At 47.9% G+C, this 19,865-nt stretch carries 13 protein-coding genes and 1 tRNA gene; all 14 read left to right on the plus strand.

The features are described from left to right. Positions 1-400 precede the first annotated feature (400 nt). The 14 genes from L4D12_RS06600 to L4D12_RS06665 all read left to right on the plus strand — a co-directional run bounded on the left by L4D12_RS06600 (position 401) and on the right by L4D12_RS06665 (position 19,856). A complete protein-coding gene (locus L4D12_RS06600; protein WP_428447030.1) occupies positions 401-919 on the plus strand; it encodes a porin family protein in 519 nt (172 codons plus the stop codon). A 137-nt stretch (positions 920-1,056) separates the two neighbouring features. Further along, the gene (locus tag L4D12_RS06605; RefSeq protein ID WP_428447031.1) at positions 1,057-1,746 is read left to right on the plus strand and encodes a hypothetical protein; all 690 of its coding nucleotides are present in this window, start codon (positions 1,057-1,059) and stop codon (positions 1,744-1,746) included. A 454-nt stretch (positions 1,747-2,200) separates the two neighbouring features. Beyond that, positions 2,201-2,386 (plus strand): DUF4223 family protein, encoded by a 186-nt coding sequence (locus L4D12_RS06610; RefSeq protein ID WP_428447032.1) that lies wholly within the window; start codon positions 2,201-2,203, stop codon positions 2,384-2,386. Between the two features lie 418 nt (positions 2,387-2,804). Continuing rightward, positions 2,805-3,011 carry a DUF3283 family protein gene (locus L4D12_RS06615; protein ID WP_428447033.1) on the plus strand — a complete coding sequence of 69 codons (207 nt, stop codon included), beginning with the start codon at positions 2,805-2,807 and terminating at the stop codon, positions 3,009-3,011. Positions 3,012-3,086: 75 nt separating this feature from the next. Then, positions 3,087-3,812, plus strand: a complete 726-nt coding sequence (locus tag L4D12_RS06620) for a response regulator (protein ID WP_428447034.1) — start codon at positions 3,087-3,089, stop codon at positions 3,810-3,812. Positions 3,813-3,882: 70 nt separating this feature from the next. Further along, complete coding sequence (locus L4D12_RS06625) at positions 3,883-5,328, plus strand: ATP-binding protein (protein WP_428447035.1); 1,446 nt, start codon at positions 3,883-3,885, stop codon at positions 5,326-5,328. Between the two features lie 5 nt (positions 5,329-5,333). Then, positions 5,334-6,581, plus strand: coding sequence for an ABC transporter substrate-binding protein (locus tag L4D12_RS06630; protein ID WP_428447102.1), 1,248 nt, complete (start codon positions 5,334-5,336; stop codon positions 6,579-6,581). Positions 6,582-6,690: 109 nt separating this feature from the next. Further along, positions 6,691-7,200 (plus strand): SixA phosphatase family protein, encoded by a 510-nt coding sequence (locus L4D12_RS06635; protein WP_428447036.1) that lies wholly within the window; start codon positions 6,691-6,693, stop codon positions 7,198-7,200. A gap of 99 nt (positions 7,201-7,299) precedes the next feature. Beyond that, a tRNA-Ser gene (locus L4D12_RS06640) sits at positions 7,300-7,390 on the plus strand. Positions 7,391-8,114: 724 nt separating this feature from the next. After that, positions 8,115-12,668 (plus strand): alpha-2-macroglobulin family protein, encoded by a 4,554-nt coding sequence (locus L4D12_RS06645; RefSeq protein WP_428447037.1) that lies wholly within the window; start codon positions 8,115-8,117, stop codon positions 12,666-12,668. A gap of 29 nt (positions 12,669-12,697) precedes the next feature. Further along, positions 12,698-14,827 (plus strand): penicillin-binding protein 1C, encoded by a 2,130-nt coding sequence (pbpC, locus tag L4D12_RS06650; RefSeq protein ID WP_428447038.1) that lies wholly within the window; start codon positions 12,698-12,700, stop codon positions 14,825-14,827. Between the two features lie 252 nt (positions 14,828-15,079). Next, positions 15,080-16,621, plus strand: coding sequence for a PTS fructose transporter subunit IIC (locus L4D12_RS06655; protein WP_428447039.1), 1,542 nt, complete (start codon positions 15,080-15,082; stop codon positions 16,619-16,621). A gap of 13 nt (positions 16,622-16,634) precedes the next feature. Next, on the plus strand, positions 16,635-17,081 hold the full coding sequence (locus L4D12_RS06660; RefSeq protein WP_428447040.1) for a PTS sugar transporter subunit IIA: 447 nt from the start codon (positions 16,635-16,637) through the stop codon (positions 17,079-17,081). Positions 17,082-17,108: 27 nt separating this feature from the next. After that, positions 17,109-19,856, plus strand: coding sequence for a glycoside hydrolase family 38 N-terminal domain-containing protein (locus L4D12_RS06665; protein ID WP_428447041.1), 2,748 nt, complete (start codon positions 17,109-17,111; stop codon positions 19,854-19,856). The last annotated feature ends 9 nt before the right edge of the window (positions 19,857-19,865 follow it).

Here is a 19,865-nt window from a genome sequence, read left to right on the forward strand (position 1 = left end):
GTGTAAGCAAGTGATGCATACAATCTCGCGATCATGATCACAAATTGTCTTGCTCTTAAACAAAAATAGCTCATTGATTACCAAATATGTTGAAAGTGAGAAGGGGATCGTTTGCGTTATCTTGGGGGGGTAAACGTCAAAAAAGGCCGAGCCTTAGCGTGTTTATCTGCAAAATCAACATGTTTTATTCTTTTTTGTTAGGTATTAGAATTCAATGTTATGTGATCGACAAAATGGATTAACGTGCCAAATTGTAATCGATTGCACTGCGTGGCGGATGGGTAACCGGGAAAAAAACCTGAAACAGAGTGACCTCTAGCACGGAAGTATCAATGAAATTGGTAATTTTCCGCGAACCGCACTACCTCTTAACCAATAGGACCGTTTTCGAGGAATGAATATGAAAAGAGTGTTAAGTGCTGGTTTTTTTCTACTGATCTGTACCGCGCCAGCATCAGCCGATATTTTTGGCTTGTCGGTGGGGGCAACGGCAGGTGCCGCACAGATTAAATATGATGGTCATGATGACTATGGTTTCGAATATGGGATAAATGCCGCTTATCAGTTTAATGACATGATCAGTGTGAATGCTGGAGTGGTACAGGGAAGCGCTGAAATTAATGCAGATGGCCAGTCAGCGAAGAATGATATTGATTATACCGCTTTCCCCATCACTATTCGTGGTGATTTGCCACTTTTGATTGGTAATCTTTATGCCAAGGCGGGAACGAACTATTACGATTACGATATTGAAAACTCTGGCATGAAAGGCAGTGATGATGGCTGGGGGTTTACGGGGGGGGCCGGTTTTGTGTTTACCCTGCTGCCTTTTATTGATTTATCGTTAGGCTATGAGTACCGCGATATGGGTGATGTGACCAATAATTCAATTTTGTTCGGTATTGGTACCAGCTTATAGCAACAGGCAGACTGCATAATGTGGTTTTCCTGAGGGTGTCCATGGTTCAATAAATAAAATACGATACGGGTCAAAGTAGTTTCAGCGCGATTTTCATACAATACCTAGAAGGTAGAGAATCGCTCTGGAGGCTCCCCATGACCAACTATGCACACTATACGTCAACAGTTGAGCAGGTTAACCGGATCATATTGCAGGAGTCTGCTTTAGGGCGGCATGTCCCATTTTTACCCATCTCGCTCACTTCTGTCTCTCAGCAGCAACAGGCTGAGTATATGTTGAGAGGTGCATCCCGATTAGCCCCATTACGCCAATCGGCATTTCGTAATAATTTTTCTCATTGGTTGACGTATTGTTGGCAACCCGTTCAAGTAATCAGTGACTCGACAGAGCAGTTATTGATGCGGATAAACGACATTGAATTCCCTTACCCCAGTCAAGTGAATATTGATGGCATTTATTTGCCGTGCTGGGTATGGGGGCACCATGATGCATGGTTATCTATCTCAGTGATAGATCGCCGTACTGGTCACTTTAGTACACCTCGCAATATTGAGCCCATGCAACTGATTGATCGCGAACAATGGCTAGGGGCACAGGTCATTGATTCTGTCGATGAATCTATCGAAACCATTCATCACTATCTGGAGGAGCAGTCCCATGAGCAGAATCAGACTCAAAAGCAGGCAGCACTGAATGAGCCGACATTAACGGATGCTATCCGCAATCCTTGCTTTGTTACCTTAAGTCCTATAATGAGTGTAGGATTGACCACGGTTGTCATTCTTGGTTTTTTTCTCAGTGTTAAGTGGTTATTGGGTTTTTAATGTATACCCACGTTCTTTCAATATAGCCATTCCCATGCTTATTTCCGTTAAATTGAACGCACGGATCTTACTCTGAATCCTGCGTTATATCACATCATTAGGGAGAAAGAATAATCCATATATTGTGATCAATAAGTAAATGCTGGTTTTTATTATGTAACAAATCAATGAGTAATATTTTGGTATTATAAAAGCATTCATTTTAGTCGCTACAAATGAAGATTAATTATATATTTCAGCATATCAATTACCGATAGATAACCATTTATTTACTTCATTTAACGTTAAGGTATATACCAAATCTGAACTATTTTCTCTGCAGTGTTGTTTATTATTTACTCACATTTTTTTGCTCGTTGATTTTTTTTAAATAATTTTAAAATTAGCCTACCAATTTCATATTCCTCTGTGGTACCATTTTAAAATCATACATTTACTTGGAATTGGAATTACCATGAAATTAGTTACTGCTAAGTTGGCTTTTGTTGTTGTTGCTGCTGCGACTATTCTTACAGGTTGTACTGGTACTACTTTTAACAAAGATAAAACTTGCTCAACTGATTACTTACTAGTTCCAGCTATTTCTGTTTCTGCTGCATTGGGCGCATGTGATTCACAAAATGCGACAAACAAGCACTAATATCAGAACCTGCATTTAGATAAATATTTCATTTTAGATTCACATTATAGTAAATGAATTTATTTTATTTGCAGCAAGATAAGCTGGTTATAAAAGGTCGCTTTCGCGGCCTTTTTTCATATCTGAATGTCCCCCTTTTCATCTTATTTAAATTCCTTATTTGATTGTCTGATTTGGATGTATTTATCAAGGTACGATGTACTACTTTGATAGGGTGGATCCTGCGCGAGTTGCAATGATGTGGCGATCATTGATGTCGTGACATGCATTGTTGTCTGATGATGAGAAATATGACGAGCAATAAACGCGATAGCATTAAGAGTCAAGCTGATCCTTTGAGGTGGCTTTGTCGTTGGTATTGACGCTGAAATTCGCTAGAATCAGACCGTAATTTATTAATCGGCGTCAGGTATTGATTATGCACAATTTGACATTGCTTTCCGAGGCAGAAAAAAATCGTATAGAACTGGATAAGCAAGCGGCCTACGCGGTGTGGCAGGTTAAGAACGCGAAGAAAGGCTATGAAGTGTTTGCCGAGATGACACATAACATTACCGATGATGATGAGCGTGAGTTTTTTGAACGGGCAGTGTCAAAATACAAAATCGAGATGGGAGTCGCCTAACCTCGTTACGCGATCTTGGCTTCGAGTCTGAGCATCGTGGTAAATGTAATGCCATTTGGGCAATAGGAAAAAAGAATGAGTTTAAGCAAGAAAGTGCTTGTTGTGGATGATGATCAAGACATCCGTGAGTTGCTTGATGAGTATCTGACTAAAGCCGGGTTTACCGTTACGACGGCTGCTGAAGGGGAAGACATGAAGCGCCGCTTGGCGATGGGTTACCCTGATCTTATCTTGTTGGATGTGATGATGCCGGGTGATGATGGTTTTACTCTTTGCCAGTATATTCGTAAAACTTCAGACGTGCCGATCATTATGCTGACGGCTGTTTCTGATGAAATGGATCAGATTATCGGTCTGGAGCTGGGGGCAGATGATTACATTGCTAAACCGTTTAGTCCGCGTCAGCTTATGGCCCGGATCAAAGCGCTGTTACGACGAGTTAAGCCGACTGAAGCCCAACAGCTGCCAACCGCTCCCAAAGCCATTCGTTTTGCCCATTGGCGCTTAGATACCGCTGCGCAACGCTTGCGGGATCAAGTGAAGGAAAAAGAATATGATCTCAGTGGCAGTGATTTTGCTCTGTTGATGCTATTTCTTACTCGCCCGAATGAAGTACTTGATCGTGATACCATCTCTTTTGCCACCCGAGGCCGAGAGGCGACACCATCAGCGCGAAGCATTGATGTGCAGCTGAGCCGGTTACGTCAGCGGCTTGGTGATACGGGCTCACAACAACGATTGATCAAAACCATTCGTGGCAATGGCTATTCCTTTAATGCTGATGTGATTTACGAAGAGTAGTAATTCTCCCCGTGACTCGTGGCAACCCGGCTTACGATAAAGCATGAGGTTGCCTGTATGGATACGTCTAATGAATATTCGAAAGTGGTGGCCGCAATCTCTGTTGGCCCGTACCCTCTGGTTTACGTTACTGGCTGTATTTCTGGCACAGGTTATCGCAACGGGGATCTGGTATGCGCAATCTAAACAGCGAGATTTGGCTGGGTTGGAATCTGCCTCTGCCAGCATGGCCAATATGTTTGCCTCTACAGTGACGTTTTTTCAGTCGCTGCCGTTGGAATATCGCCATATCGTGCTTGATCAACTGCGCAATATGGGAGGTACGCGCTTCTTTGTGTCGTTAAACCAAGAAGAGATCTTAATTGATCCCATTCCTGACTCATTGATGAAGCGAACAGCGATTGATGTCTTTAAACATGAGCTAAGAGAAAAACTGCCACGATTGAATGTTATTCAGGTTGAGTTCTCACGTCCCGAGACCTTACACGTTCTGAAAAACGATATTCTATTACAAGATTTACCCCGTTCGTGGGCACATTACACGCTTACGCTTGAGCCGCTTAACCCGCCTATCTTAGTGGTGCAACTGGAACTGGCCAAAAATGAATGGCTGTATATTGCGGCGTTATTACCTGCTCCTTATGTCACACTCAGCGACGATATAATCACCCGTCAGCAAGTAGTGTTCATGCTGTTTATTACCACCTTGCTGCTGGTGTTCACTTTCTTCATGATCCGTCGCCAGACTAAACCACTCAAGCGGTTAGCCTATGCCGCTAATGCGATGAGTTTTGATATTTACCAACCCCCCTTAAAAGAAGAAGGGGCCAGTGAGTTAGTGACAGCGACGCGGGCTTTTAACCGTATGCAGCTACGGGTACAACGCTATATCGATGATCGCGAGCAGTTATTTTCATCTATCTCTCATGATCTAAAAACCCCGATTACTCGGTTACGGTTACGTGCTGAACTGATTGATGATGAAAGCAAAATAGAGAAATTCAACCATGATTTAGATGAGTTGGAAATGATGGTGAAAGGGGCCCTACAGGCGGTGAAAGATACCGATCTGCATGAAAACCTGGCTCAGGTTGATGTGAAGACCTTGCTGGCGAGCATTGCCGAACAACATAATCAAGAAACCGTAAAAGTACATATTCCTGAGAGTAAAATTGCCCCCATCATGGGTAAACCGCTGGCGCTCAAGCGTTGTTTCACAAACTTGATTGATAATGGGGTTAAGTATGGTCATGACGTACAGCTGATCATTATTGATAAGAAAGAAGCCTTGGTTGTCATTATTAAAGATCAAGGCCCTGGTATACCCGAAGCATCGCTTGATGCGGTGTTTGAACCGTATGTACGAATTGCAACCGATGAAGATGGCCACGGTCTCGGTTTAGGTATCGCGCGTAATATTATACATGCTCACGGTGGTGATCTGGCCATCCACAATGCCGCCGAAGGTGGATTAGAAGTTGAAGTATATATTCCCCGCTTGGTAACGAAAGTATGAATAGTATGAAACCAGCAACAACATTGTTATCCCTTGTACTTGCCTTGGCCGGGTGTAATGCAACGGCTGGAGAGGTAGAGGTGTTGCACTGGTGGACATCGGGCGGTGAAGATCGTGCGCTTTCCATATTGAAAGATAAAGTTGAGTCACAGGGAAACCAGTGGAAGGATTTCGCCATTGCTGGTGGTGGTGGAGACAGTGCTATGACGGTGTTAAAAACCCGGGCGGTATCAGGCAATCCACCGTCAGCGGCGCAGTTAAAAGGCCATGAGTTGTATGAGTGGGGGCAACTTGGCTTTTTGATGAACTTAAATGATATTGCCCAAGAGCAGCATTGGCAGCAGATCATACCGACCGTAGCGAGGCAGATCATGATGTACAAGGGTGACTATCTGGCCGTACCGGTTAATATTCACCGTGTAAACTGGTTATGGGCTAATCCGGATATCTTTGCCAAAGTCGGGGTAAAGGTACCTGTAACACTGGATGAATTTTTTATTGCTGCCGACAAGATTAAGCAAGCCGGATATATCCCTCTGGCTCATGGTGGTCAACCGTGGCAAAACGTCACCTTATTTGAAGCAGTCGCACTGGCGGTGTTAGGTGCAGATGATTATAACCGCGCATTTGTTGAGTTAGATATGTCGGTGCTGACGGGCGACAAAATGGTGGCGGTGTTCACCCAGTTTCGTCGCATGCGTGATTATATCGACCCAGCATACCGAGGACGAGACTGGAATAGTGCCACCGAGATGGTGAGTCGCGGTGAAGCGGCGATGCAAATCATGGGTGACTGGGTAAAAGGTGAATTTGAAGCTGAAGGCAAAATTCCGGGGAAAGATTATATCTGTGTCGCGGCGCCAGGTACGGCAGGGGAATTTACCTATAATATCGATAGTTTTGCCTTTTTTAATTTAAGGGATAAAGCGGGTCAACAAGCGCAAAAAGATTTGGCGCGCGCCATATTGGATAAATCCTTTCAAGCTGCGTTTAACCGCAGTAAAGGGTCGATCCCGGTGCGGATGGATATGGATCTGTCCAATTTTGATCAGTGTGCACAAGACTCACAAGCCGCGTTCAAACAAACCGTTATACACGGTGGCCTCGTACCCAGTGTGTCACAAGGGCTTGCAACGACAAGTTATGTGCAGGCGGCCATTTTCGATGTGGTCAGCAATTTCTTCGATGCGAAATCCGTGGATCCGGTCAAGGCTGCAGACCGTTTAGCGCGTGCGGTAAAATCAGCGATGTAGTGTTTACCCATGTCTTTTCTATAATTTGAACATCTTGACCCCTTTGCTTCTTGCTTATACTTACGGTGTTGCTGTGTAGAACGCAGTTTGACTGTTTGGGAGGAGTGCGATGAAGCTATTGTTTTTGGTTCGTCATGCGAAATCTGCATGGGATGATCCTACACTCGATGATCATGAGCGCCCCCTTAATGAGCGCGGTAAGAAAAACATACCCGATATGGCCCACCGTCTAAATGCCTGGCAAATGGGGCCTCAACTCATATTAACCAGTAGCGCCCTACGGGCGTTAGAAACGGGTTATTTGTTTTCCCAACAGTTAATGAGTCAGCCAAAGCTAGCTTCAAATACTGCGCTTTACACTGAATCCGCTGATGAGTTGTTAACTAGCATCCGTGACTGTAACGATGTCGTTGACCGGTTGATGCTGGTGGGCCATAACCCAGCAGTGACCGAATTGGCAAAAAATTTGGGAATGGCTGTCGATAATATACCCACCAGTGGGATTGTTGTGTTTGGATTTGAGGTAGATTGCTGGCAGGCAATCACGGCTGAACTGGCCACACTGTATTATTATGACTATCCAAAGCGGAGAGTTGAGGCAAATAATAGCGTGGAATGACGACGTTTTGTCTCATTTGGTTGAAACCCAAGCATTCGGTGAGTAAGTGGCAAAAAGAGAGTTTACAACGCATCATCCCCCCCGTATTATACGCGGCATGGAGAGATGGCTGAGTGGTTTAAAGCACCGGTCTTGAAAACCGGCGTGGGTTTATAGCCCACCTAGGGTTCAAATCCCTATCTCTCCGCCAAACATAAAAAAGCCGACTTCATTGTCGGCTTTTTTACACCTGTCGCTTGGGAAAGAACGAGATAGGGTGCAGAACCCTAGGGAAGGGTTCACCTGAGCGAAGCGAAAGCACATTGCCGGTGCCGAAGGTACGAAAAGGCAATAGCCCGGAGGGCGCGAGCTTGCGAGCAGTAAATCCCTATCTCTCCGCCACATTCTAAAGCCCAGCAGAAATGCTGGGCTTTTTTACACCTGTCACGTGGGAAAGAGCGAGATCGGGGGCAGAACCCTAGGCAGGGTTCACCTGAGCGAAGCGAAAGCACATCTCTCTGCCGCAATGTCTTTGCAATCAACTCTAGGGTTTGTCCGCTTTTTCTCTGGCTAGCAAATGAATAGACATAAACTATTCTAGCGACACGTTCAAAGATTCCATTCTTTACTCAGTGTTTTAGGCCTTCATTAATGCTCTGTCACTGTCTTTGTTGGATACTTTTCAAGTCACGATATCTGATAGATATACCGCCCTTTCTTGTCCCTCTTATGCTGTCTTGTACTGACAATAAGTTGCTGTTGTCGTCCATTTCATGGTGTGGTGTAAGTTGTGTGAGTCTTATAAAAATATGTGTTGTGCGACGCATAATTGTGTCATGCGGTATGCTATGCGCGGCATTGGCGGTGATAATGGAAGGGGATGGATAACAAATGAATACCGCTAAATGAGTATGGATGAACAAAGGAGTGTTCTCATGTTTTTTTCTTCACGGCTGGCGTCAAAACTCAGCATTTTCTTCATGTTATTATGGCTTTCGCTGTTTATGCCATTTAGTTATGCCGAGGAGAGTGGTGAACAGGGGATACAAACCCCTGCGGTATCATTTGTTGGGAGTGGTCCTCTGGTGCCTCGCTCAAACAGTCAGTCCATCCCGATCAATTTTATTAATTTGTCGCAGGTTGACGTCGAAATTTTACAAATTACCGATCCGGAAACCTTCCTCAATACACAGTACTTGTTGGATACCCCAACACCATATGCGTTAGAACAATTAAAGCACGCTTATAAGAGTGTCTATTCAGACCGTTTTTCGCTACCACCGAGTGCCGCTAATAAACAAGCCAGTGCGCGGATCCCGATCCCACATGATTTTTCTTCAGGCTGGTATGTGGTGGTGCTAAAAGCGCCCGGCAGTTTTTACGATATACAAGCAAAGCACATGTTATTGACTGATGTTGGCATTCAGGCGCGTTTACATGCGAATCAATCCGTTTTCAGTCTTGCATGGTTATCGAGCGGGGAGGTGATCACACAAGGTGAGGTTGAGTTATATCGCGATCATAAACTGCATCAACGAGTCGCCGTCAATGACGATGGTCTGGCGGTGTTTGATTTTGCGGCGAAGCGGACTGATGTGGTGGTGGCGCGAGTAGCTGGTGGCGCAGGCTCAACCCCTGCGAAGGATATCGGTATTCTCCCATTGCGGGAAGTGCCGCTTGATCTGTCTGATCTCCAAATTGGTGGACGCGCGTATCAGCCCGTCGAGGCGTTTATTTATAGTAACCGTGACTTGGTGAAGCCGGGGGAATCATTACCGATTAATATATTGTTGCGTGATCAGGATGGTCAGGCAATCACTGAGCAGTCTATTACCCTTACGGTGCTCAACCCGCGCAATGAAGTGATTTTAACCGAACAGCTGGCCCCGCAAATGGCGGGATATTTTTCTCGTCAGTTGGCGACGGCGTCCAGTTGGATGACAGGGCGCTACAAAGTAGAGGTGCGGATTGATCCCAGCGCAAACAAACCCATCAGCCGTTTTTTCTTTGAGTTGGAAGAGTTTGTACCGGAAAGGATGGATTTAACGTTCGGTGATTTGGCTGATTTTGTCGTGGCGGGTGAAGATTATCAAGTCGAGCTAACCGGGCGTTATCTGTTTGGTAGTCCGGCGGCAGGCAATACGGTATTAACCGATTTGACCTTTCAGCCAATCAGGCACTTTACCGGGGAATATGCTGATTTTATTGTCGGGCAACCTCATCCACTCAGTGAGGGCTACGCCTCTCTCGATAAGCAACGACTCTCGCCACAAGGAACGCTAGGGGTTGTACTGCCTACGCCATCACCGCAAGGACTGAAAAGCCCGATTCAAACCGTCGCCAACTTTAGCTTGCTAGAAGCGGGTGGGGCAGCGGTTCAGCGCTATTTACGTTATGTCAGTTGGGCTGATAGCCCTATTCCTGGGATAAAGCCTGTGTCAGAGAGTGTGGGCTATGACTCGGACGCTGAGTTTACGGTGGGCTTGCTAAGTCATGATGGTCAGGCTTTGCTGGCGGGAGAGCTGGAGGTAACGTTTGATTACGACCAGGGCGAATATTACTGGTTGTATGAAGACGGCGTGGGTTGGACCCGTAAAAAGCAAGATCAATGGCGACGTATTGCCAGCCAGACGGTGACCGTTGCAGATGGGCAATCGATGCCTGTTTCTGTTCCGGTGAAATGGGGCAATTACCGGATCACTGTGACCGATAAGCACACTGATGTCGTTAGCGAATATTTGTTTTATGCAGGCTGGTACAGCGGCAGTGAGCAGGTGAAAGCCAAGCCGGATCACGCTGATATTCAGTTGGATAAAAAAGCCTATACCTCTGGTGAAGAGATCCAAGCGGCGATCACCGCACCCATAGCCGGTAGCTTGCTGGTGACCCTAGAAACCGACAAGGTGGTCTGGTCGCAGCGGATTGCGGTGGAAAAAGGGGTGCAGCAGGTGCGGGTGCCACTAGAAAAAGGTATATCACGGCACGATATATACCTGACAGCGACGTTAACTGCCGTGCAGGCTGCCACCCCGAAACGCTACTTTGGTATTGTGCCCGTAGCATTAGAGCGGGCCGATCGTCAATTGACGGCTTCGCTGACACTACCAGAGGTGATCCGGCCGATGGAGCGGTTGGTTATTCCCGTTACGGTCGATAATATTGCAGCAGAAAGCGCAGGTGATACCTGGGTGACATTGTCGATTGTCGATAAGGGGATCATCAATCTGAGTCGTTTCATGCCACAAGACCCATTCGGTTATTTCTTTGATCAGCGCCGTTATAGCGCTGATGTGGTTGATCTCTATTCTCGGTTATATGACTTGAGGAAGAACCCGTTTGCCCAGTCACGTTTTGGTAGTGATGCGGTGAGTAAAACAGACAATAAAAATGATGATGTGGTGGAAAGCAAAACCGTTATTTTGATGTCACAGCCCGTTCAGGTCGTGGATGGTAACGCGGTGGTTGAGCTGGATATCCCGGATTATAACGGGGAAGGGCAGATCATCGCCACCGTGTTTAATGCCAGCCAAGTGGGATTAGCGGTTGAGGATGCGCCGATTGCCGCCCCCGTGGTGGCTGAGTTGAGTATACCGCGTTTCTTGGTGCCGGGAGACAGTTCAAGCGTTACGGTGGATCTTCATAATTTAAGTGGGCAAGCGCAGCAATTAGCGCTGACAGTGAGTAATGGTGGAGAGCTTGCATTAGATACCTCAACGCTGCCGCCACAGGTTGATCTTGCTGATGGAGGGCATGTGGCTTACCGCATCCCGTTTCAGGTGTCGGATAGCATTGAACAACTAGCGACGTCGATCAGGCTGCAAGCTAGCAGTGATACGCTGGAGATAGACAGGGCATGGTCAGTGCCGATCCGACCCGTCATGCCCTGGGTGACGAAAGCCAGCAGTGAATGGGTAGCGCCGGGGGAAACCGTGACCTTTACCGACGCATTGTGGCAAGGGTTAGCGAGTGTGAATGGGAAAGAAGGGCATGCGTATATCAGCCAAACGCCGGTACTCAGTGTGACCGAGCAGGCGCGGGATCTTTATCGTTATCCGTACGGTTGTGCAGAGCAAACTACCAGTAAAGCCTTGCCTTACCTCTATCATTTACCTGAGCTGGAGCAATTTAAAGCGGCCGCTTTGCAAACGCGCGCGCGGAACCTGAAAAAAGGAGAGCGCCAGTCAGATCAGGCAATCCTTTATCAAGCTGTTATGACGCTGAAAACCATGCAAACGGACATGGGTGGCTTTTCACTCTGGGACAGTTATGGGAGCGAGCAACCGTGGCTTAGTGTGTATGTCACCGACTTTTTACTCCAAGTGGAAAAAGCCTATCCGGGGACAGTTCCTGTCGCCATGCTTAGCGCCGCTCAGACACGCTTGTCAGATTACCTGACTTATTCTGACTATACCCGCAGTATGGCTTATAACAGCGCCACTGGCGATAGTGCCTTGGCGTATGCGGCCTATGTTATGTCGGCGCAAGGTAAAGTGCAGTGGAGCCATTTAGATAAGCTGGGGATTGAGCAGTATCCTTCACTGTTGAGTTACCTGCAATTGGCGGCGAGTTTCGCCCATGTCGGTGACAGCGATAAAGCATTGGCGATGCTAAAGCAGGCAAAAACAGTGACCCGCAGTGAGCAATATTTGGATGATTACGGTTCGGACATTCGCGACAACGCGCAGTCGGTACAGGTATTAGTTAGGTTACAATCGGTGCCTATGCTTAATCTGGCAGCCAGTGAGCTGCAGGCCCAGTTGCTGGAAAGCGCGGTTGAACAATCCCTGGCTCAATCGTGGTTGAGTACTCAAGAGCGAGGCGCATTGCTGCAAGCGGCTGTCGTTACACAACAGAAAAATGCGGAACAAGTTTTCGACATTGCAATCAATGACAAAGCATCGAGTTATACCGGAACGTTTAATGTGCCCTTGCTGCCTGAGATGACGATCACCAATAACAATACGTTCCCGCTGTATATTAACTTGCAAGCGCAAGGCTATCAGCTCGCCGACCGTACGGTTGATAATGGCAAGAACCCGTTGAATACGCTACCGGTTAATGCATTGAAACGGATGATCTATACCTTATCGGGCACTCCGTTCAGAGCTAAGAGCGTCGTGGTTGGTGAGCGGGTACTCATGATCATGCAGGCTAACTTTAAAGAAGATCTGCCCAACGGCTTGTGGGTTGAGACGATCCCCGCTGGTTTTGTGCTGGAAAATCCACGTTTAAACCAAGGGCTGAATATCAGCTCGCTATTGCCGGAAGGTTTCTCGCTTGATACCCCCACTCATGAGGAATACCGTAATGACCGCTTTGTGCTATCACACTCGTTTTCAAAAGGGGTGACGTATACCTTCGCTTATGTACTACGTGCTGAAGTGCCGGGGCAGTTTACCGTGCCGCCAGTGTATATTGAAAATATGTACTCACCCAGCAAACATCTGGTGTATTGGTTAGGTGATGACACGATATCGGTGATCCCATAAAACGTTTTTGCCTGCGGGCGGCACAGCGAGTGTTAGCCACTCTATTTGTGGTGGCTTTGCTCGCGGCTGCGCTCAATGTTATCTATCCATTACCGCCATTGTATCCGGATGGTCCTGCCACGGTGGTGACCAGCGCGAATGGGCAGGTATTGCGTGCGTTTGCTGATAGGCAAGGGGTGCACCGTTATCAGGTAACAGTAAAGGACGTCGATCCGTTTTACCTTCAAGCCTTGCTTAATTATGAAGACCGCTGGTTTTATTACCATCCCGGGATCAACCCACTGGCGATTGTGCGAGCGGCGGGGCAGTGGCTGTATCACGGTCGAGTGATCTCGGGAGGGTCGACCCTGACGATGCAGGTGGCGCGTTTGATCGACCCGCACCAACGTTCACTGAGCGGAAAACTGAAGCAAGCATTTCGGGCGCTGCAGTTAGAGTGGTATTACAGCAAGTCGGAGATTTTATCCCATTACCTCAATCTGGCCCCGTTTGGCGGCAGCCTGCAAGGGGTAGAGGCCGCCTCGCAGCACTATTTCGGCAAGTCAGCGCGTGCTCTGTCGAAAACTGAGGCTGCCTTGCTGGTGGTATTGCCACAGAAACCGTCTCGTTACCGGCCTGATCTCTACCCAGAAATCGCGGCTCTCATGCGGAATAAAGTGCTCGATAGGTTGCTGGGGAGTGCGATACTCGACAGTCGTAGCGTGGGTTTTCTTCGTGCAGAGCCGGTGTTATTGCGCCACCATCCGTCCCCTATTTTAGCCCCATTATTAAGCCGGGAACTAAAGCGTCAATCTCCCGATGCCCATGTTATACGTACCACGCTTGATCATGCGATCCAGACCCGTATTCAGCGATTATTGATACAACTTAGTCATCAGTTACCGGCAAAGAGCTCAGCGGCGGTATTGGTCATTGATAATCAAACTGCCAATGTGATTGCGTATCAGGGCGCGGTGGATTTTCATGATGATAGCCGCTTTTCACATGTTGATATGATCCGAGCGGTTCGCTCGCCTGGGTCGACGTTGAAGCCGTTCATTTACGGGTTGGGGTTGGATTTAGGCGTGATCCACTCTGCCAGTCTGCTCAGTGATGTGCCATCGGTATTTGGTGATTATAAACCGCGTAATTTGAACGGACGATTTCAAGGGGCTATTACTGTCAGTGAAGCCCTGAAGCAATCGCTCAATATTCCCTTAATTCAGGTATTCAATACCATTACCCCGCAAGCTTTTGATGATCTGCTGGCAAGTGCCGATGTGCGTTTGCATCATGATGATGCGAATTTGTCGGTAGGGCTTGGCGGAACAGGGGCGGATTTACTGACCTTGGTGAGTTTATACCGCTCGTTAGCCATGCAGGGGCAGGTAACGCCATTACGGTTTCTGGCGCAAGAGCAGACGCGGTCAGCCCGCACGCTGTTAACGTCTGAAAGCAGCTGGATTATTTATCACACCTTGAGTGAGATCACTGCGCCAGACAGAGTGGTTCCCAGCATCCGGCGTAAAATCGCGTGGAAAACCGGTACTAGCTACGGCTATCGCGACTTTTGGTCTGTGGGGGTCAGTCCGGATTATACCGTGGGGGTGTGGATAGGGCGGCCAGATGCCAGCCCGATGGTTGGTTATCTGGGGGCGACACAGGCAGCCCCGCTGATGTTTGATACGTTCGATCAACTACCACGAGATAAGCATCGTATTGTTCGACCTCAAAACGTTGTAAAAAAAACGATTTGCTGGCCTGGAGGGCGAGATAGCCAAGCGACACCAGCGTCGCAGTGTCTCGGGCAAAAATCGGCCTATACCGTACGAGGGATCACGCCTCCAACGCTAGAAAGTCATGGCCAATTTGTGGTGGGACAGGCCGTGTGGCCAACCCAGCTTGCCAATTGGCAACAACAAAAAGGACTCGCTTCACCCGCGGCGATTAAAGGGTTGGCTGTTAATATTCAATATATTAAAACCGGCCAGCACTACTATCAGGATCAAATTGAGCAGCTACCACTGGTTGCTAATACTGACTCAGAGCAGGTAGCATGGTTTATTAACCATCAGTTGTACTCTTCGTCAGTATTGCCGTTAGCCGATTATCGGGGTGAGGTGACGATCAGCGCTTGTCTTGGAGCACAATGCGATGTTCGTCATATTACCGTGCATTAACGGCGAGACCTTTGTGAGTCCTCGTTTCTCTTTCAAATTGGATAACTAAATAGTTACCTCTGTCACGAATTTGAAATTCAGTAATATCGTATCCATATGATTAATCAGTAATTATCGTGTTTTCACCAGGTGGTTTTGTGTAAATTTTTTCAATTGTTTTGTTTGTGTGTCATCGATCTCATACTTGGTGTGAAAATATTATCAGAATAGACGTAATAAGATGGAGCGTGAAAATTAACGGGAGAGTATTGAATGAGTCATACCATCGTTGCAATTACTGCATGTGCAGCAGGGATTGCCCACACATATATGGCGGCAGAGTCGTTTGAAGTGGCAGGCCAAGAGCATGGATTCAAGATCAAGGTTGAAACCCAAGGTTCAATTGGTGCAGAGAATATTCTGACAGACGAAGAGATCGCAGCGGCAGACGTGGTGATTATCGCTTCAGACATTGAAGTTGAGATGGCGCGTTTTGTCGGTAAGAAAGTCTACAAAACCCGCCCGAAGGAAGCGATTAAAGATGCCAAGGCGCTGGTTGAACTGGCGTTGAAAGAAGGCAGCATCTTTGGCGGCAAAGGGACAGAGGTCGGTAATATTACCTTGGGTAAGTCCAGTGAAAATGGCTTCATCCAGCACATCATGAGTGGTATCTCTTACATGGTACCGATGGTAATTTCTGCCGGTTTATTGCTGGCGATTGCCAATATATTTGCCTTCCAAAAAGATGATTTAGGCCGTTTGGTTGCTTGGGGTTTTGACCGCAATGACCCGATTGGCGATTTAATGTATCACCTATTCCAGGTGGGTAAAGTCGGCTTTACCTTGATGATCCCACTCTTTGCCGGCTTTGTTGCCAACTCGATTGCATCACGTCCGGCGATTGCGCCAGCCATGATCGGTGCTTACATCGCCAATGATGCCGCGTTCTTAGGCACGGAAACCGGTGGTGGCTTCTTATCTGCCATTCTCGTGGCCTTTATAGTTGGCTACTTCGTCCGAATGCTGAAAAAAATTCGCTGGCCGAAAATCGTGCAGCCATTGGTCCCGATCATGATTCTACCGTTGATCGCCACCTTCTTTATTACCATTGTGGTGAAGTACATGATTGGCGGGCCTATCGCGTCAGGCATGGGGGCAATGTATGACGGCTTAACGTGGATGACCAATACCTACTCTGCTTCTACGTTCATTATCGGTGCCATTATCGGCGCGATGATCGGCTTTGACTTCGGTGGCCCGGTGAACAAAACGGCATTGATATTTGGTACCGCCGTCTTTACAGATACGGTTGCAAAATACGGTATTGAAGGGGCTAACTTCGTACCGGGCACCGCAGCACAGGCGGCGATTTCAGTTGCGCCATTGGGTATTTTCCTGGCTTCCCAGCTGTTCAAAAACAAATTTACCGCAACAGAACAAATTTCGGCTAAATCTGCCTTTGGTATGGGCATTGTCGGCGTCACGGAAGGGGCCATCCCATTTGCTGCCGTTAACCCGGTACAGATGATCACCGCCAGTGTCGCAGGCTCTGCGTTAGCGGGTGGCTTAGTGGGCTTCTTAGATGTCAAATTCTATGGCGGTATTGGTTCACCATTGGGAACGTTTGTCGGTTATATCGAGCAGCCTATTCCGTTCGTGACCTGGATCCTCTGTACGTTTGCGGGTATCACACTGACAGCTCTGATTATCGGCTTCTGGCGTAAACCGATTGAGGTCGAGACAACCCCGGCGGCTGCGCCTGTAGCGACAGAGCAAGCCCCTGTTATTGACCCGCAACCGATAAAAACCGCGTAAGGACTGATTGAGAATGAAAACCGTATTTGAAGCTGAACATATTTTATTCGATACCGAGTCAACCACCAAAGAGCAGGTGTTTGCCTTTATTGCCGCGAACGCTTATGCCCTCGGTTACGTGGCGGACGCCAAGGCGTTTGAGGCGGGTTTGAACGGGCGAGAACAGCATGGCAGCACAGGGCTGACTGATGGGGTTGCTATACCGCATTGTAAGCATGACACGGTGTTACATGCCGGGATCTTTGTGGTGCGATTTAGTCACCCGATAGCGTGGGAAACCATGGATGAAAAGCCAGTGACAACGGCAGTATCACTCACTATTCCTGCAGAAGGGAGTGAGGAGAGCCTACGTTTACTGGCTAAACTTTCGCGCAGCATGATGCGAAAACCGTTTCGAGATACCTTGCAGAACGGTGATGCCGGTCAGGTTCAAGATGTGATCGCCAGCGCTATGGCGTAGTGGTATGCGTGGAAGTGAGCAGTAACGATGAAGAAAGTATTTCATGTGATCCCGCATACACATTGGGATTTTGAATGGTATTTCTCAACCCATGAGTCACTTATTCAGCTGATTTATCATATGGATGAAGTGATGAGCGGGCTAGAAACCGGAGAGAGTGATACCTACCTGCTGGATGGTCAACTCAGTATTGTTGAAGACTATCTCGCTCATTGCCCTGAGCAGGTGGAGCGCTTTAGTCGCTTGGTTCAGCAGGGGAAGTTGAAAATTGGTCCGTGGTACAGCCAGACGGATCTGCTGATCATTAGCGGTGAGTCTATCGTCCGTAACCTAGTGACAGGTATGCGCTTGGGCGAGCAATATGGTCCGGTGATGAAAATCGGCTATGTGCCTGATGCGTTTGGTCAGAGTATCGATATGCCGAAGATCTATCAGGGTGTCGGCATTGATAAAACCGTTTTCTGGCGCGGGCTGTCAACGGATGTGTGCCAGAGTCGAGAGTTTGACTGGCAGAGCGAAGATGGCAGCAAAGTTCGCGGTTATAACATCAAAAATGGCTATTTTGTCGGTTCCTACTTGATGGACTTTGATGATCCGACCCCGCTGTGCCATCTCGTTGAAGCGGGGGTGATGGCGAATAATATCGCGATCCCGCTGGGGGGCGATCAACGCTATATCGATAGCAATATTAAGCCGCGTATTGCGGTTTGTGATCAAGCCACGACTGACTACCGGATCATCGAAAGTAGTTATGATCAGCTGTTTGATGCGATTGCCGACGAAGGCTTGATTTTACCGTGTTTGAGTGGCGAATTTATTGATGGTCAGGTTTCGAAGATCCACCGTTCAATTTACTCTTCACGGTATGATCATAAATACCTTAATGACAGGGTAGAACGCCGGCTGTGCTACCAGCTAGAACCCTTAATGGTAATGGCCCAGCAACAGGGTATTGCGCCGAAGAAAACGCTGCTCGACCAGGTCTGGAAAGTACTGATGCGTAACCATGCGCACGACAGTGCGGGTGGGTGTAATACCGATAAAACCAACAAGATCATTCTGGCCCGCTATGAGCAAGCAGATCAAATGTCTGGGTCGGCGGTGGATTACCTTGTGCGGAAAATGGCGGAATCGCAACCAGTGGCACAGCAAGGCGGGATTGATGGTCGGCTGACCGTGTTCAATACCTTGCCGTACCCGCGTGACCCGTTGATCTGCATGACGGTATCAACCCAACAACCGGACTTTCTCTTGCGAGATTTACAGGGCGAGGTGGTTACGTTTGATCTGCTACGCCGTGAGGCGGTTTACCGTGGCAGTATTCAGCGTGATGAAAGCCTGAATGATCCTGAGCTGTATTATTATCAGAGTGAAATCACCTTTCATTGTGCGTTGCTAGCCTCGGGCTTTACCAGCTTACAAGTGTGCGAATGCGATGCAGAAGATGAGACAGGGATAGCTAAAGATATCATGATCCCGGTTGAGGTGAGCCCAGTTGAAATATCGGCCGCGAATGCTGCTGCCGTTGAAATAGACAATGATCGCTACCGGATCTGCTTCAATCAAGGCGCGTTGCAGTTAGTGGATAAACAACAGCCGCATCAAGCGCCTTACCAGTTGGATCTCATCGACATGGGGGATGACGGCGATACCTATGATTATTCGCCGCCTGAACACGACTGGTTGCTGACGTTGGACTGGCAGGGTGCCACTGTCTCGGTGCAACAAGGCCAGCATAAGCAAACCTTGGTGATTGAAGGGACGTGGTGTTTACCGAAAAACTTGGCAGAGCGGGCCGCTAAAGCTTGTACAGGCGAGCTGGCCTATCGGATTGCCTTATGTCTGGAACAGTCTGCGTCGAACGCGCCAGCTCAGCCTCATGCTGCTCCGTTATCGACGGGTCCATTATCGATTAGCCCATTATCAATTGATGCGCAGTTTGATAATCAGGTGGACGATCATCGGTTACAGCTGGTGGTAACAGCACCGTTTACGACCTCAACGTCGTGGGCCGATACACCATTTGGGGTTGTAGAACGCGTCAATGTGCCAGCTCACCTTCATGACTGGCGCGATGCGGGTTGGAAAGAAGAGCCGAGCCCGATTTATCCGATGGTGCATTTTGCCAATATGCATGATGAAGGCGCAAGTTTGACCCTGTTGGCGAAAGGGGTGAAGGAATATGAAGTCAGGGCGAATAATCAGTTAGCACTGACCTGCTTCCGCTCAGTAGGTTGGCTTGGTAAGCCAGATCTGCAACGCCGTCCGGGGATTGCCTCAGGCCAGCAATTTAAATATATCCCAACGCCGGATAGCCAGTTGCAGGGTCAGGTGAAAGTTGAGTGTGCAGTACTGATTGAATTCCAGTTTGTACCGTCGGTGATTCAACGCCGCTGGCAGGAATATGCCATTGATGTGCTGCCGTATCAGCATCAGTCGTTGAATCAATTCACCAATACATTGCAGTATTTTGTGATGCATCCGTTACCTCATACTGTACCGGATCATCAACAAGGGATCTGCTTGCAGTCTGATGGATTGGTACTGAGTGCAATTAAACCCGCCGAGGTAGGGGAAGGGGTGTTGATCCGCGTGTATAACCCCCATTCTCAGCCGTTGAACGAGGCAGGTGCACTTTGCTTACCAGCATCGTTCACTTCGCTGGTGGAAGTGGATTTACTGGAGCAAAAGGTTGGTCTGCCGTGCGACATTAATAATGAAGTGGCGTTAGGGCTGTTTAAGCCTAAGCAAATTCGGAGTTTTATTGCCCGTTAGTGAGCCAGT

Origin of the sequence: Photobacterium nomapromontoriensis (genome assembly GCF_050336815.1) — a bacterium.
Taxonomy (GTDB): Bacteria; Pseudomonadota; Gammaproteobacteria; order Enterobacterales; family Vibrionaceae; genus Photobacterium; species Photobacterium nomapromontoriensis.

What these genes read in the sequence shown, in the direction of transcription:
- L4D12_RS06620 (WP_428447034.1), top strand. Translation starts at nt 3,087, where the DNA reads ATGAGTTTAAGCAAGAAAGTGCTTGTTGTGGATGATGATCAAGACATC.
- L4D12_RS06605 (WP_428447031.1), top strand. Translation starts at nt 1,057, where the DNA reads ATGACCAACTATGCACACTATACGTCAACAGTTGAGCAGGTTAACCGG.
- L4D12_RS06665 (WP_428447041.1), top strand. Translation starts at nt 17,109, where the DNA reads ATGAAGAAAGTATTTCATGTGATCCCGCATACACATTGGGATTTTGAA.
- L4D12_RS06625 (WP_428447035.1), top strand. Translation starts at nt 3,883, where the DNA reads ATGAATATTCGAAAGTGGTGGCCGCAATCTCTGTTGGCCCGTACCCTC.
- L4D12_RS06610 (WP_428447032.1), top strand. Translation starts at nt 2,201, where the DNA reads ATGAAATTAGTTACTGCTAAGTTGGCTTTTGTTGTTGTTGCTGCTGCG.
- L4D12_RS06645 (WP_428447037.1), top strand. Translation starts at nt 8,115, where the DNA reads ATGTTTTTTTCTTCACGGCTGGCGTCAAAACTCAGCATTTTCTTCATG.
- L4D12_RS06660 (WP_428447040.1), top strand. Translation starts at nt 16,635, where the DNA reads ATGAAAACCGTATTTGAAGCTGAACATATTTTATTCGATACCGAGTCA.
- L4D12_RS06615 (WP_428447033.1), top strand. Translation starts at nt 2,805, where the DNA reads ATGCACAATTTGACATTGCTTTCCGAGGCAGAAAAAAATCGTATAGAA.
- L4D12_RS06635 (WP_428447036.1), top strand. Translation starts at nt 6,691, where the DNA reads ATGAAGCTATTGTTTTTGGTTCGTCATGCGAAATCTGCATGGGATGAT.
- L4D12_RS06600 (WP_428447030.1), top strand. Translation starts at nt 401, where the DNA reads ATGAAAAGAGTGTTAAGTGCTGGTTTTTTTCTACTGATCTGTACCGCG.
- L4D12_RS06630 (WP_428447102.1), top strand. Translation starts at nt 5,334, where the DNA reads ATGAAACCAGCAACAACATTGTTATCCCTTGTACTTGCCTTGGCCGGG.
- L4D12_RS06655 (WP_428447039.1), top strand. Translation starts at nt 15,080, where the DNA reads ATGAGTCATACCATCGTTGCAATTACTGCATGTGCAGCAGGGATTGCC.